Origin of the sequence: Iodobacter violaceini, from assembly GCF_011601265.1 — a bacterium.
GTDB classification, from domain to species: Bacteria; Pseudomonadota; Gammaproteobacteria; order Burkholderiales; family Chitinibacteraceae; genus Iodobacter; species Iodobacter violaceini.
Genome location: NZ_JAAOLX010000015.1, coordinates 47,097 through 61,572 on the forward strand (window position 1 = coordinate 47,097; position 14,476 = coordinate 61,572).

At 48.5% G+C, this 14,476-nt stretch carries 11 protein-coding genes and 1 tRNA gene; 7 read left to right on the forward strand and 5 right to left on the reverse strand.

Translation table 11 applies throughout. From position 1 onward, the window contains the following. Positions 1 to 521: 521 nt before the first annotated feature. A tRNA-Arg gene (locus tag HA050_RS20335) sits at positions 522 to 598 on the reverse strand. Positions 599 to 744: 146 nt separating this feature from the next. Here HA050_RS20335 and HA050_RS20340 point away from each other — a divergent pair. Both HA050_RS20340 and HA050_RS20345 read left to right on the forward strand, forming a co-directional pair. Further along, a complete protein-coding gene (locus HA050_RS20340; RefSeq protein WP_166830178.1) occupies positions 745 to 1,494 on the forward strand; it encodes a c-type cytochrome in 750 nt (249 codons plus the stop codon). 226 nt (positions 1,495 to 1,720) lie between these two features. Further along, a complete protein-coding gene (locus tag HA050_RS20345; protein WP_166830179.1) occupies positions 1,721 to 2,041 on the forward strand; it encodes a DMT family transporter in 321 nt (106 codons plus the stop codon). 51 nt (positions 2,042 to 2,092) lie between these two features. Here the strand turns inward: HA050_RS20345 and HA050_RS20350 are convergent, their stop codons facing one another. After that, positions 2,093 to 3,541, reverse strand: coding sequence for an aminoacyl-histidine dipeptidase (locus HA050_RS20350; RefSeq protein ID WP_205836526.1), 1,449 nt, complete (start codon positions 3,539 to 3,541; stop codon positions 2,093 to 2,095). An 808-nt stretch (positions 3,542 to 4,349) separates the two neighbouring features. Between HA050_RS20350 and rarD the strand changes: the two genes are divergently transcribed. Together rarD and HA050_RS20360 are read left to right on the forward strand one after the other, a co-directional pair. Continuing rightward, complete coding sequence (gene rarD, locus HA050_RS20355; protein WP_166830180.1) at positions 4,350 to 5,252, forward strand: EamA family transporter RarD; 903 nt, start codon at positions 4,350 to 4,352, stop codon at positions 5,250 to 5,252. 245 nt (positions 5,253 to 5,497) lie between these two features. After that, positions 5,498 to 8,317, forward strand: a complete 2,820-nt coding sequence (locus tag HA050_RS20360; RefSeq protein ID WP_166830181.1) for an IPT/TIG domain-containing protein — start codon at positions 5,498 to 5,500, stop codon at positions 8,315 to 8,317. 35 nt (positions 8,318 to 8,352) lie between these two features. Here HA050_RS20360 and HA050_RS20365 read toward each other — a convergent pair whose 3' ends face one another. Further along, entirely contained in the window at positions 8,353 to 8,925 is a 573-nt protein-coding gene (locus tag HA050_RS20365; RefSeq protein WP_166830182.1) for a PEP-CTERM sorting domain-containing protein, read from the reverse strand. Between the two features lie 311 nt (positions 8,926 to 9,236). On the opposite strand from HA050_RS20365, the gene HA050_RS20370 reads away from it, so the two are divergent. From HA050_RS20370 to HA050_RS20380, 3 genes are all read left to right on the forward strand, one after another. Further along, positions 9,237 to 9,617 carry a hypothetical protein gene (locus tag HA050_RS20370; RefSeq protein WP_166830183.1) on the forward strand — a complete coding sequence of 127 codons (381 nt, stop codon included), beginning with the start codon at positions 9,237 to 9,239 and terminating at the stop codon, positions 9,615 to 9,617. 152 nt (positions 9,618 to 9,769) lie between these two features. After that, positions 9,770 to 11,344 (forward strand): ABC transporter substrate-binding protein, encoded by a 1,575-nt coding sequence (locus HA050_RS20375; RefSeq protein WP_166830184.1) that lies wholly within the window; start codon positions 9,770 to 9,772, stop codon positions 11,342 to 11,344. Between the two features lie 140 nt (positions 11,345 to 11,484). Next, positions 11,485 to 11,931 carry a hypothetical protein gene (locus HA050_RS20380; protein ID WP_166830185.1) on the forward strand — a complete coding sequence of 149 codons (447 nt, stop codon included), beginning with the start codon at positions 11,485 to 11,487 and terminating at the stop codon, positions 11,929 to 11,931. Here the strand turns inward: HA050_RS20380 and HA050_RS20385 are convergent. Both HA050_RS20385 and HA050_RS20390 read right to left on the reverse strand, forming a co-directional pair. After that, on the reverse strand, positions 11,928 to 12,713 hold the full coding sequence (locus HA050_RS20385) for a ferritin-like domain-containing protein (RefSeq protein WP_166830186.1): 786 nt from the start codon (positions 12,711 to 12,713) through the stop codon (positions 11,928 to 11,930). The two genes, HA050_RS20380 and HA050_RS20385, sit on opposite strands and share 4 nt — an antisense overlap. Before the next feature lie 259 nt (positions 12,714 to 12,972). Then, on the reverse strand, positions 12,973 to 14,289 hold the full coding sequence (locus tag HA050_RS20390) for an NAD(P)/FAD-dependent oxidoreductase (RefSeq protein WP_166830187.1): 1,317 nt from the start codon (positions 14,287 to 14,289) through the stop codon (positions 12,973 to 12,975). Positions 14,290 to 14,476 lie beyond the last annotated feature (187 nt).

Here is a 14,476-nt window from a genome sequence, read left to right on the forward strand (position 1 = left end):
AAGCACAGCCATCGCATCAAAGAATGGTGCCTGCCCGTTAGCCAACTAATCACAGCTTCCAGGTAAATGCAGAAGCCTGCAGAGCAGTATTTTTCAGGCCTTTACGCGTGCGCACGCGAGGCAGGGTACTGCGGCATGCTCAGCCGGATCTGGAGTAAGCATTTTTCAGCGCCCAATGACTGCTAAATTGCTTTCCATTCACTTCAGTAAGTTTGGGCACTCCCATACACGCCAGGATCAGGACTCAGACGTTTTCGGGTAAATTTAAAACGCCCATGATCTCAGACAAAAAGTAGACAATGCTCAACTAAGAAAGAGGCCTGATGGCAGATCGCTCAAAAAATAGCAGCGACTGACGTATAAGTACTACGATTTTTTTGCACTTAAAGTGATTATCAATCGGGGAAAAGAAAAAGTGAGCTTGCTACAGCAAAAAAACAGACTGTAACCATAACTGTAACCATAAACTGCTTTTTTGCAGTGAATGCAAGCAGTGATAATAGCTAAGTACTTGATTTGGTTGGTGCGCCCAGTAGGAATCGAACCTACGACCTTCAGCTTCGGAAACTGACACTCTATCCAACTGAGCTATGAGCGCACGACAGGAAGGACCGCATAATAACGTGTTTATGCGCCCCAGTCTACGTGCAGGCTTTGTTCCTTGCTGCAAAATGTCGGTATAATCACCCTCAATCGTATATGGTTTTATTTCCAACTCATGAACTTACATAAAAAGGGATGACAATGAGCGGTAGCAGCGTGAAAGCGTCAAAGGGCATTGCTGGCATGATTCTGGCGGCAGTGATTGGGGTGCCGCTATTTGTTTATCTGCTTATCAAGCTGTTTACGTCAGGCAGTGGTGTTGATATCACTCGCTCGACCATGACGACTGAGGCAGTTTCAGCGCGCTTGCAGCCAGTGGGCAGCATCAAGATTGTAGATGGTGGCCCTCCCGGATCAAAAAGCGGTAAAGCGGTTTACGAAGCAGTCTGTGTTTCCTGTCATGGCACTGGCCTGGCCGGTGCACCAAAGTTTGCTGATGCAGGTGCCTGGGGTGCCCGTATTTCTAAAGGCTTTGAAACACTCTGGACTCATGCGATCAAAGGCTTTAACGCCATGCCGGTTAAAGGTGGCGCAGCTGATTTAACAGATGACGAAGTCAAGCGTGCCGTGGCCTATATGGCAAATGCCGGTGGCGCTAAGTTTGAAGAACCTAAAGTGGAAGGCGCAGCAGCTGGCGGCGCGGTTGACCCAGCGACTAAAGGCAAAGAAATTTACGATTCAGTATGTATGGCTTGCCATGCAGCGGGTCTGGCAGGCGCGCCTAAGTTTGGCGATAAAGCAGCATGGGCTCCACGCTTGAAAGATGGTGTTGACAGCGCGATTGCAATTGCAACAAAAGGCCTGAACGCGATGCCACCGAAAGGCGGTTATAGCGGCTCTGATGCAGAATTTACTGCAGCTGCGCAGTATCTGATCAATAGCAGCAAGTAAGCTTGCTGTCTGGAAATAAAAAGCGGGCATTGATTGCCCGCTTTTTTTGCTTACGAGTAATAATTTCCCTTGTTGCTTCCCCTTGCTTCACCGAAAATAACGGCTTCTCTATGCCATTGGTTTAATTCGGCAATCGCTCGTTTAAATCTGTATGGCCCGCACCGTATTTCTTCCGGGTTTCCGATATGGTGTGATCTGTCAGCCCGTGGTGTGCAAGGCACTTTTTATGTTTAATTATTGGTTGGTATTAGGTGTTGCTGTATTTACTGAGATTGTCTGGGCTTTATCACTTAAGTATGTTCAATTAAACCCCAATCCCTGGGTGATTGCAGGCTCTGTTGCCCTTTCATTTTTAAATATGGCGCTGCTGTCTTATGCAATGAAAGGGATACCTGCAGGTACAGCTTATGCAATCTGGACTGGCCTTGGCGCTGTGGGTGTAACAATAGGCGGGATTATGTTGTTTGGTGATCCGCTGGGCTCTGTCCGAATTTTCTTTTTATGCCTGATTGTCAGCGGCGTAGTCGGCCTGAAAATGGCAAGTTAAATATAAAAAAAGGCCAGCTTAAATAAGCTGGCCTTTTTGCATGGCGTTCACTCAGGCTTTTGGTACTGCAGCCAGGGTATCAACCAGCAATTCCCAGAAAGAGGCCACAGAGGCAATTTCGACGCGCTCATCAGGGGAATGTGCACCGCGGATAGTAGGGCCAAAAGACACCATATCCATCTTTGGGTAAGCAGCGCCCAATAAGCCGCACTCCAGGCCAGCATGAATAACCTGAACTTTTGGCTTTTCACCATAGCGCTGCTGATATACGTTTTCTATCAGTGCTAAAGCAGTTGATTTCAGATCAGGCGTCCAGCCAGGATATTCGCCTTCTTCCTCTACCAGACATCCCCCCAGGCGGCCCACTGCAGTAATGGCATCGGCCAGCTCACGCATGCGGATGTTTTTGAGCGATCTCACCATTAACACGGCCTCAAAGCGGCCATTATCAACACTGACCACGCCCAGATTATTTGAGGTTTCCACCACGCCGGGTAAAGATTTGCTCCAGCAGCGTACACCATGTGGCAGTGCCAGCAGCATATCCAGCGCCAGCCGGGCATGAGCGGCCACCGGCACCAAATCGGCCACCGATGGTTTGAGGGCAATAGATAAATGAGGATCGGTGCCGGCTAATTCATCGCGGAATAAAGCCTGATGACTATCCACAATTTCAGCCAGGCGCGGGGCATCGCAAGCAGCTACCGAAATTTTAGCAAAGGCTTCACGCGCCAGGGCATTGCGTAAAGTGCCGCCATTAAATGAAACTAATTTGGCCTCAATATCACGGCAGGCTGCATTAATCACGCGTGCCAGCAAGCGAATTGCATTGCCGCGCTCAAGGTGAATATCTACCCCTGAATGCCCGCCCACGAGGCCGGTTAAAGAAATTTCAAAAACATCAAAGCCAGCAGCAAGTGGCTCTGTGCTAAGTTTACGCGACAGGCTGATATCCACCCCGCCCGCACAGCCAACGTAAACTTCGCCCCATTCTTCGGTATCCAGATTCAGGAGCAGCTGGCCTTGCAATATGCCCGGCTCCAGCGCGCGTGCGCCGGTCATACCGCTTTCTTCATCAATCGTCAGTAAAACTTCCAGCGGGCCATGAGGTAAATTGCTTTCAAGCATGGCCAGTGCTGCAGCCACACCAATTCCATTATCTGCGCCCAGGGTTGTCCCTTCGGCATGCACCCAGCCCGCCTCAATACGGGTCTGAATGGGATCTTTCATAAAATCATGGCTATGGCTGGCATTTTTTTGCGCAACCATATCCAAATGCCCCTGCAAGACCACGCCTTGTCTGTCTTCCATGCCCTCGGAGGCAGGTTTACGGATAATTAAGTTTCCGCCCTTATCCAGCTGTGCATGCAGGCCACGCGCTGTAGCCCAGGCCTGAATATGATCACGCAGGGCCGATTCATGCCGGGATGGCCGAGGGAAGCGGCAAATCGTATCAAAATGACGCCACAATAGGTTTGGAGCAAGATCAGTAATTACCATGATTAATCTCAGTCAATGACAGATACAGCAATTTGCCAGGCAGGCAAACGGGGTTATAAAGAATTTCTAAGCAATCTACTGCGACACCGGATAATAAGTATGCAAGGAGGCCCGTTTTTTTCTAATCAATATTTTTATGGAAACGGTCTTTTTACAAATAAATGACAAATGACACAGGCCATTTATATAAAAAACTGGGAGTAAATAATTAATTTTTATGGATAAATACGGCTAAAAATGATGAATCGCAACAATGGCCCCAGACTCTGTTTTAATTGTAAATTTTCAAAACAACAGAATGCCACAGACTAAATGATCCGTCATGCAAAAAAAGACGCTAAACATTCAACAGAAAACGACCTTTTACCAAGCTGTATTTTCCCTTGCAGCCACTTGACAAAAGACGGATGCAAAAATGGCTGATTCAATTTCACTTTATATCTGTTTTATTTATTTTTCCAGCCGCTAAATGAGTATTCACTTCAGAAACGGCTTATCTCATGCGCAGGCATGAACATTGTTTTTGATCAATAACGGGCAGACGCATTAAAAAACAATCCCGGATAAAAAAGCAGCCATTTATTCACACAATAAAAAGCAGGCGCGCATTATATATGAGGCTTCTTTCCGTTTAAAAGGAGGGATAACAGACACTGCTAACATCTCATGACAAGTGGTATTATCAGCAGTGTTTTTCACGGGGTCAGCCCAGCCATTGGTGGCCCTCTCAGAAAAACCAAGGGACCATCGATTCCCTTATTGCAAAAAAACACATCAAACATCCATTTTCACTGCAAAAAGATCACCCATGCTGTCTGGCCAAGGTTTATTTCTCTCCCTCATTGCCTCGCTGGTTTTCTCTGTATTAGGCTGGTACAGCACTCAGCTCACCCCTCTTCAAGGCTTAGACATTTTTGCCTGGCGCGTAGTATGGACTGTGCCTGCCATGCTGCTGCTTTTAGCCTTGCTAAAACACGGGGAGAAAATGCGCAGTACCTTACAGCGCTTCAGACACGAACCGATACTTTGGCTGGCTATTCCAGTCAATGCGCTTTTACTGGCCATACAACAACTGATGTTTATGTGGGCCCCCTTAGAAGGGCGCCTGCAAGAAGTATCACTCGGCTATTTTCTATTACCGCTTGTAATGGTGCTGGTCGGTTTTTTTATTTACAAAGAACGCCCCAGCAAATTGCAATGGCTGGCTGTTTTTTTTGCACTACTCGGTGTAATGCATGAATTATGGCTGACGCGCGCTTTTTCCTGGGTAACATTAGTAACCGCGCTTGGCTATCCGCCTTATTTAATGATACGCCGCGCCTTACACCTCGACCCATTTAGTGGTTTTTTAATAGAAACCCTGTTTATTTTACCCGTAGCGGCGCTGATGATTTATCTGCACCCTGCTGCAACAGATGCCCTGCACACAACGCCCATGCTCTGGGTTTTATTACCCTGCCTTGGCATTATGACGGCCACAGCTTTTGTTTGTTATTTAATGGCCAGCAAATTGCTGACAATCGGCCTGCTTGGTATTTTGGGCTACGTTGAGCCGGTTTTACTCTTTTTTATCTCGCTGTTTGTACTTGGAGAACCCTTCAGTGCCGCTGGCTTAGGAACTTATATTCCAATCTGGCTGGGTATTATGCTGACCTGCTGGCAAAGCGCACATACCCTGCATCAGCAAAGAAAATCCGGCATCAGCATTTAGGTTAAAAACAAAAACGGCCACATGGTGGGCGGGTATCAAACAGAATCATTTTTCATTCAATCCGCTTATCAGATTTGGATAAAACCATATTCGCATCTGTTTAAATCCAATATATTAGGAAATACTTACGTAGTACGTGTTACATAAACAATTGTTTGATTTGCATAGAATCCAAGGCACTCATTCGGCATACGAAACCATCCCTGATCGACTGAGCCCATTTTAAATACGCCTCAGGATTCTCTGTGTTTTCAAGCATTGCAAAACTCGCACCCAAACAAACCATACGATCACTTTTCAGTGTAAGCCTGGTACTGACAATCAGCGCATGTGGCGGCGGAGGGGGCGGCAGTGATGCGCCGGTCAATCCTGGCACACCGGGCAATTCTACGGGACTGGTAGGCACTACTCCCCCCCCTGTCATCCCCGTACTTCCTCCTGCATCACCTTTTAGTATCGATACCATCAGCCCCCTTGAAGCGGGCGAAGGTGTCACGATTATGATCAGGGGGCTTGGCCTGTCTCAGGTTAAAAAAGTATTAATTGATCAGGCAGAGCTGCCATTTAAAGTTATTTCCGACCAGCAAATTGAAGCTACCATTACTTCTGAAGCCCAATCAGGCGCAGTCACGCTGCAAAAAGAGGGCTCTGTGATTCAGTCTGCCCAAAAAATCACCATTGCAGGTCCTGGGGTCGACACGTTTTCAAGCACAGAACTTAACACTGGCGATACGCTTGTGCTGAGTGGCAAGCAATTAAATCAGGTAAAAAGTATTCGTCTGGGCGGCGTAATTCTGCCTAAGGTCAGCCAGACTAATAATCAATATATCGTCAGCATCCCTGCAAGCGCACGTTCAGGGTTTATCAGTCTTGAAGACAAAAACGGCGACATGATCACTCTGGCGCAAGCCATTCAAATCTGGCAAACCGTTGCCCAGCCTGCTTTGCTTCCGGCTGCGGGCTTGCCCGGGCAAACCATCAGCCTGCAAGGCCAGGGGATTGAGCAAATTGAACAAGTTATATTTGCCAATAAGCAAACTGCGGTGATTCGCAGCCGCAGCGAAGGCCAGCTTAGCGTAAGCGTTCCTGACAATGCACAGAGCGGCCCGATCACACTGATGTGGGGGAAACGCAGCTTACAAAGCAATACCCGCTTTGAAGTGACGCCCTTAGTCAGCGTCAGTGCCATGAGCCCTTTAAGCGGCCAGGCCGACAGCCAAATTACGCTTTCTGGCCAGGGCTTAGACACGGTGACGAGTGTGAGCGTGGCAGGCATCAGCGCCAAAATCATCAGCAAAACGGCCACGCAGCTGCTGGTGCAAATCCCTGCAAATGGCAATGGAGAAGTGGTATTAAAATCGGGCACGCAAACGGTCTCTGCCGGCAATTTTAAATTAGTTGTTCTTCCGCCAACCGTAGTGGCCCCGGTGAAGCCAACCATTAATTTAGAAAGCGTAGCCGTAGTACAAAACTACTCGCAATTAGTGGGAGAAAGCTATCAGCGGCTGGTGCCTGGTAAAACGACGATTGTTCGTGCCAGCCTCACCACCAGCGCCAATAAGCTGAGCAGCCCGCGCGTATTGCTCAGTGCCACACTGAATGGTGTTTCCCAGGGCCAGCCATTAGAAATGAGCGGGCCGGCTTTTGTGCCTTCATCCGTTGCCCGCAACCAGCTGGATCAAAGTTTTAATGTAAAACTGCCTGAAAAATGGATCAAACAAGGGCTGAACCTGCGGGTTGACGTCGATCCTGATCAAAAAGTAAGCAACGGCTCCAGCAAAAGCATCAGCCCGGCCGTGGGCCTTGCCACTAATATGGATCTGGTACTGGTGCCCTTACAAATTAATAACGATGGCAAGGGCAAGCTCATTAGCGCCAAAGCGCCTGATGAGGCCTCTGTGCGGCAAATGCTGAGCAGGTTGTTCCCGCTGGCTGGCAGCTCGCTCAAAATCAGCTTTCGCAGCCCGTATACACTGACCACAGTCAGCTCCACCACAGAAATGAAAAGCATTGATGAAGCAAACACAGGCTCGGCAGGCTGGAGCCGTGCGCTTTCAGAGCTGAGCCAGTTGCGTATCAAAGAAGGCAGTGGCCGTCACTATTATGGCCTCGTGCCAGACCCCAAATTTAGCGGCGGCATTGCAGGGCTTGGCTATGTCAATCCAACCAGCTCAAGCAATGCAAACACCACGGCCATTGGCCTTGATGCAAATTACGATGAAGATTTAACCACTATGGGCCACGAGCTTGGACACAATCTGAGCAGACCCCACGCACCTTGCGGTGGCGTAGGCAACCCGGACCGCAGCTTCCCTTATGCGGGAGGCAAAATTGGCGACACACTGCCTTTTGATCCAACAAGCAATCGCCTGCTCACACTGGATGAAAATAGTAATTCAGACATCATGGGCTATTGCAATGGCAGCTGGTTCTCTGACTACAATTACGCAAAGGTTCAGGAATTCCTGGAGCAGCATAACTACGCTCTTGCACCAACAGCAGCGGGATATTCTATCCCCATGAAGCTGATGGATATTTCTGGCAGCATCAGCGCAACAGGTGTGAGCTTTGATCCGGTCACCCTTCGCAGCGGCAATACCAAAGCAGTTACCCAGGGCGATTACGAGCTGCATTTAATTCAAAGCAATGGCAAGGCGATTATTCAGCGCTTTAACCCGGTTGAAGTTGCCGATGCCCAAGGCGCTGTAACGCACTTTTTTGTCAGCATCCCCCAAACAGGTGCTTTAACAGGCATTGAGGTCTGGCATAAAGGGAAGAAAATCGGCAGCCAGCAAGGCCAGACACGGGCGGGTGCAATAGCCGGAAACCCAAGCGGTGCAAAAGTACAGTGGCAGGAAATAGCAGGTAAGTTAGTAATGAACTGGGATAACAAACGCTACCCTTATTTGAGCGTGATGCACCTTGGGCAGTCCCGCCAGCTGCTTGCGCATCAGGTGCAAGGCGGAAAAATAGCGATTAATCTGGCTGGCGTTCCTGCCGGGGGGCAATTTGAACTATCGCTGTCTGATGGCTTAAACCCAAGTTTGATTCGATTACAGCGCTAAAAAAAATGGCCGGTTTTGAACCGGCCATTTTTTATTTATCTGGTTTTACGCCTTCTGGCAGCCAGTAATCCCAACACCCCCATCCCCATCAGCGCATAGCTTTCCGGCTCTGGTACTGCAGCAATATGAATATTATCAATAGCAGAATATGCAACACCCGTTTCAGAAGTAAGCACAATTTTGCTTAAACCCGCCCAGTTAAACACCGCATGCGTGGGGGACGTTGTCGTTGAAAAAACATCCTGAGTAAAAGTCAGCGTATCGCCCACATAGCCCTGAAAGCGCGTAATGCCGGATTCATAGCCTTTGGTAACATAAAGATCAAGCAGCGTAAATGCCGTATCACTGGAAAAAGAGGCCGCAGTGCCACCATCGTTGTAAGCAATATTTGGCCCGGAAACCACACCCGCCTCAAAGCCAGAACCCGGAATATACGCCCCGGATAAAGAAGCAAAATTAGACCAGTTAAAGCCCGCATAACCATTTGCAATCGGGGCACTATCTGGCCCCAGCGTGTCAAAATCAATCAGCTGAGCGGCCACAGGCGCTGATAATATGGCAGATAGTGCAAATATGCCGGCTAGTACAAAAGATTTAAAAGTATTCATGGCCCCTCCAGAAGATTACGCTAATATATTTATAAAGTTACATATAAATATAAAATTAATTACTTTCATTGAAATATCATAGCCAGTAATTAATTTTTTACCATCTGAATTTACACATTCAAATATAAGCAATGACTCATGCAAGCAAAAAACATTTTATGACAAAATATTAAAAAAACAAAAAATGCTAAGCAAACTGCAATGTTTGCTCAAAGTACCGGGTGGTCTTTTTCCCCCCAGGTACTTTGCCGCACGCAGCCATCTTGCCATTCTTTTATGATTAGCCGGTTCACACTGACATGGCACAAATTATGAAACGTTTTACCCTGCTAAGCCTGCTGATGCTGAGCCTTGCTCATCCATGCTTTGCCAGCCAGTGGCGGGAATTAGGCAATACGCCCAATGGCAATCTGATTTCTGTACTTGATACCCAAATTCGTAAAGGTGACATTATCACCACCCGTATTCGAAATGATTTATCCGAGCCTAAGCAAACAGAAAATGGCCATATCACCCATATTGAGGCCGATTTACAAATTAATTGCAGTAAAAAAACAGTATCTCCGATTCGGACCTTTTTATTTGATGATCAGGGCAGCGCAGCGCTTTCTGTGAATTTACGTGGCGGGCGGGATTTTATCAAAAAGAACGAAGACAGCTCTTTTGGTTTAGCGATTAAGGAGTTGTGCTAAAAAACATATAGAGTAAGTTTTTTGAATGTGAGCCGAAATAATTGGTTAGAGTCAAAAAAGCTTTTTTTAACTAACGATATGCAAAAAAAGCTATTTTTAAACCATAGATAGCACGGTATTATCTAAGCATCGCAACACATCGAGAATCTGCCATGCGTTTGATTTCATCGCTTTTTGTTTTACTCTGGGCTGTTACCGCAGAAGCCAAGCCGCTCACGGTATGCACCGAAGCCAGCCCGGATGGCTTTGATGTTGTGCAATACAATTCCCTGACCACCACTAACGCATCTGCTGACGTATTGTTTAATCGCCTGATTGATTATGACGCCGCTACCGGTAAGCTGGTGCCCAGCCTTGCAGAAAAATGGGAAATCAGTCCGGATGGCCTGAGCTATACCTTTACCTTAAAAAAGAATGTCTCTTTTCATAGTACTGATTACTTTAAACCTACACGCCCGCTGAATGCCGACGATGTGGTATTTACCTTTAACCGCATGCTGGACAGCAATCACCCCTGGCATAAGAGTGCGCCCAACGGCTATCCGCACGCGCAAACTTTTCAATTGCCCAAGCATATCAAGGCCGTTAAAAAAATAGACGCGCAAACGGTGCGCTTTGAATTAAATGCACCCGAAGCTACTTTCTCTGCCCTGCTCACCATGGGCTTTGCCTCGATTTACTCAGCCGAATATGCCAATCAATTGCTGGCCGCAGGCAAAACCGGTGATTTAAATACTAAACCAATCGGCACAGGGCCTTTTGTATTAAAAAGCTATCAAAAAGACAGCACAATTCGCTTTGATGTTTCTGCCCAATACTTTGGCAATAAACCTAAGACCGATAAATTGATTTATGCCATTACCCCTGATGCCAGCGTGCGGGTACAAAAATTAAAAGCAGGTGAATGCCAGATTGCCCTGTCACCCAAGCCACAGGATGTATTGGTGGCAAGGCAGGATAAAAGCATACAAGTGATAGAAACCCCCGCATTTTCTACCGCCTTTATTGCTTTTAACATCCAGCACAAGCCTTTTGATAATGTAAAAGTGCGCCAGGCACTTAATTATGCCTTTGATAAAAAAGCTTATCTGAAGCAGGTTTTTGACGGTACTGCCACCGCCGCAGATGGCCCTTATCCGCCCAATACCTGGAGTTATATCAACTTAGAAGATTACAAATATGACCCTGCTAAAGCAAAGCAATTGCTGGCGGAAGCAGGGTTTCCCAATGGCTTTTCCACCACCATCTGGATACGCCCGGCGGGCAGTACGCTTAATCCTAATCCAAGGGCAGGCGGAGAATTACTTCAGGCTGATTTGGCTAAAATCGGTGTGAAAGCCGAGCTGAAAGTGATTGAATGGGGCGAGTTAATTAAACGCGCCAAGGCCGGCGAGCACGATCTCTTATTTATGGGCTGGAGTGGCGATAACGGAGACCCGGATAATTTCTTAACACCGCAATTTGCCTGCTCATCCGTAGAATCAGGGCTGAACTTTGCCCGCTATTGCGACCCTCAGCTGGATAAGCTCATTAGCAATGGCAAAAAAATAGCCGATCAGGCGGCAAGAGCAAGGCTTTATGAAACAGCGCAAAAAATCATTCATGATCAGGCATTGTGGATTCCATTAGCGCATCCAATTGCCGCTGTGCTGACTAAACCCAATATCAGCGGCTATAAAATCAATCCATTCAGCCGCCAGGATTTTAGTAATGTGATTGTGAAGTAAATCATTTGACATCAATAAGGGCAGTTAAAACTCATTAAAACAGAGTTTCAACTGCCCTTCTTTTTCAGATGAAAAGTATGTGCGCTGGGTGCTTAGTCTATAAAGACAAATAGCAGCTATCTGGAATGGGGTATAGCCCAATGGCATTACTATTATTTGGCAGTTTGCTGATTGTCTTTGGCTTATTAGCGGGTTGCCTCTTACTGATCGCCCCGCTCGGCATTCTTGAAATCACACCGGGAATAGGGCTTTGGCTCTTGTTCCCTGTCTTTAGCATTGGCGGATATTTTCTGCTGACGCTGACGCCCCGCTTTGCAAAACTGCGGCTGCTGGCCTGGTTTTTATCCAGCTTACTGCTTTTACTGGCTGCAGCCGCAGCCGCCGAATTAATGCTTTATGCGAGCACGCTGATGCAGCCTGCGGGCAGCACGCTGATCTTGTGGTATGTATTAATCATTGCAGGTGGCCTGGGCGTGGTGGCAACCGGTGCTTTTGATCTTAAAAAACTCATTCCCAAACTGCGGCGCAGCAAGCCTGAGCCGCCTCCTCCGCCGCCCGCTCCGGTCAGCCCAAAAACCAAACATTAATCCGCGGACTGTAAGGCTGACAACTCGGCCTCACTAAAGCCTGCGGCCCTGCGCGCATCTAAATTAAACGGCCCTCGCTGCTTTGCAGCTTGATATTGCAAAGCCAGCTGCTCATAGGCCGCAATCGTATCCAAACCCCGCTCTTCACACAGCGCCTTATACCAGCGATTGCCAATGGCCACATGGCCCACTTCATCCCTCAGGATGATATCCAAAATAGCAGCGCCAGCCTTGTCACCACAATGCCTGAGCCGGTCCCTGATTTGCGGCGTCACATCCAGGCCACGCGCCTCCAAAGTACGGGGCACCAGCGCCAGCCTTGCCAGTAAATCATCCCTGGTTCTTTCTGCCATATCCCATAAGCCGTTATGCGCCGAAAAATCGCCATAGGCGTAGCCCAGCGTCAGCAGATGGTTCTGCAACAGCTCAAAATGATAAGCCTCTTCACGGGCCACTTTCAGCCAGTCGCGGTAAAAGTCTTCGGGCTGGCCGGCAAAGCGCCACAAAATATCGAGCGCCAGATTAATAGCATTAAATTCAATATGCGCCAGCGCATGGATCAAAGCAGCATGCCCTTCTGGCGTGCTGATTTTACGACGGGGCACATCCACAGGCGGCACTAAAGGCGGGCGATCGCTCAAGCCCGGCGTTTGTTCTGTACTGATAATGTGTTCATTGCAAGCAAGAGGGTGCAGATCTTCGATCGCACGCACAAGGGCGATTTTATCCTGGTGACTGGCCATTTGCAGCGCGAGCAAGGCTTGATGGCGGATGGATTTCATAACAGGCAACGATAAGCAAAGAACGTATTCTGGACAGTCGGGCGGGGCTTGGCAAATAGATCGTCTGTGTGCCAGCTCTGAAAAAGATCTGCAGACACAGAGATCAGCACTTGTAGATTGGGTTAGCGGTCTGCGTGTAAGGTTTACCTCACTCCGTGATAGATCGTGTAACCCAACGTTCTTTCGAGTGTTGGGTTACGCTTATTTACATCGCTAACAACAGCGATGTAAATAAGCTAAACGCAAGCTGCATTTATACTTAATGCAGCTTAATTCTTGGCTTGCTCACACGATCAATGTATTCGCCCCATGTGGCCAGCCAGGTTTTAAACCAGCCATTCACCGCCACCTGATGCTTTTTATAAAGGGACCAGTACATCATTTTGGCAAACTGGCCCTCGATAAATACGCTGCCCCGGGCAATGCCGCCCATTAAGCTGCCCACGGTGCTATATTCCCCCAGGGAAACCAGCGAACCGTAATCCTGATACTTAAACTCTGGCAGGGGTTTGCCCGCCAAATACAGAGGAATACTTTTCGCCAGCAACATCGCCTGCTGATGCGCGGATTGGGCACGCGGCGGCACCGTGGCACCTGCATCGCCAAGCGGGCAAGCTGCACAATCACCCAGTGCAAAAATACTTGGATCACGCGAAGTTTGTAATGTGCGGCTGACTACCAGCTGATTCAGGCGATTGCTCTCCAGCCCGGCAATCTCTTTCAGGAAATCTGCCGCTTTAATCCCCGCAGCCCACACCACCAGATCGCTGGGGATAAACTTGCCCGAAGCCATTTTTACCCCAGCGGCAGACACATCCACCACCCGCTCATTGGCGTGAATTTCCACCGCCATTTTGCGCAGCTCAAGTGCCACAGCATCAGAAAGGCGCTCCGGCAGGGCCGACAATAATCTTGGCGCGGCGTCCACAATCACAATTTTTAAATCGCGCTCAGGGTGAATATTGGCAAAACCAAAGCTGCTCATAATACGCGTCGCCATATGCAGCTCGGCCGACAGCTCTACGCCTGTGGCACCGCCACCAATAATAGTGACGGTAAACCGCCCTTCACCGGCCTGTTTACGTCTTGCCTGTGCGCGTAAGCAGCTATTAATAAAGCGTTTATTGAAGCGCTCTGCGGCCTCCGGGGTATCGAGCATAATGGCGTGGTTTGCCACACTCGGCGTGCCAAAATCATTGGTCTGGCTGCCCAGCGCCATGACCAGCGCATCGTAAGCAATGGTTTGCTCAGGCACCAGCTCGCTGCCGTCCTCCTCATCCAGCGTTGGGGCCAGCACCACTTGCTTTGTTTCTCTATCCAGCCCTGTCATGCGGCCAAGGCGAAAATCAAAATGATGCCAGCGGGCCAGCGCGATATATTCCAGCTCGTCGGCGTGGCTGTCTAAAGTGCCTGCTGCCACCTGATGCAAGAGGGGCTTCCAGATATGAGTACGCGCCGCATCAATCAGAGTGATATGCGCTTTGCCCTTGCGGCCCAGCTTTTCACCTAATTTAACCGCCAGCTCTAAACCACCAGCACCTCCCCCTACAATGACGATGCGTTGCAATGCAGTCATAGCCATCCTCCCGTTGATTAACTGCTCTTATTATGCGTGAAGCTGTCATGAAAAGGGCATGTAAAACAACCATTTAAAGAGGCTTGATTACAGTGATGGAATACGCTACTTACAAGCAACTCCAGCCCTTTGCCAAAAAAGTGAGCAGGGTGGCAAAAAAAAAGAAGGGAGCAAAATCTTAAACACT

What these genes read in the sequence shown, in the direction of transcription:
- HA050_RS20365 (WP_166830182.1), bottom strand. Translation starts at nt 8,925, where the DNA reads ATGAATACTTTTAAATCTTTTGTACTAGCCGGCATATTTGCACTATCT.
- HA050_RS20380 (WP_166830185.1), top strand. Translation starts at nt 11,485, where the DNA reads ATGGCATTACTATTATTTGGCAGTTTGCTGATTGTCTTTGGCTTATTA.
- HA050_RS20375 (WP_166830184.1), top strand. Translation starts at nt 9,770, where the DNA reads ATGCGTTTGATTTCATCGCTTTTTGTTTTACTCTGGGCTGTTACCGCA.
- HA050_RS20370 (WP_166830183.1), top strand. Translation starts at nt 9,237, where the DNA reads ATGAAACGTTTTACCCTGCTAAGCCTGCTGATGCTGAGCCTTGCTCAT.
- HA050_RS20340 (WP_166830178.1), top strand. Translation starts at nt 745, where the DNA reads ATGAGCGGTAGCAGCGTGAAAGCGTCAAAGGGCATTGCTGGCATGATT.
- HA050_RS20345 (WP_166830179.1), top strand. Translation starts at nt 1,721, where the DNA reads ATGTTTAATTATTGGTTGGTATTAGGTGTTGCTGTATTTACTGAGATT.
- HA050_RS20350 (WP_205836526.1), bottom strand. Translation starts at nt 3,541, where the DNA reads ATGGTAATTACTGATCTTGCTCCAAACCTATTGTGGCGTCATTTTGAT.
- HA050_RS20385 (WP_166830186.1), bottom strand. Translation starts at nt 12,713, where the DNA reads ATGAAATCCATCCGCCATCAAGCCTTGCTCGCGCTGCAAATGGCCAGT.
- HA050_RS20390 (WP_166830187.1), bottom strand. Translation starts at nt 14,289, where the DNA reads ATGACTGCATTGCAACGCATCGTCATTGTAGGGGGAGGTGCTGGTGGT.
- rarD (WP_166830180.1), top strand. Translation starts at nt 4,350, where the DNA reads ATGCTGTCTGGCCAAGGTTTATTTCTCTCCCTCATTGCCTCGCTGGTT.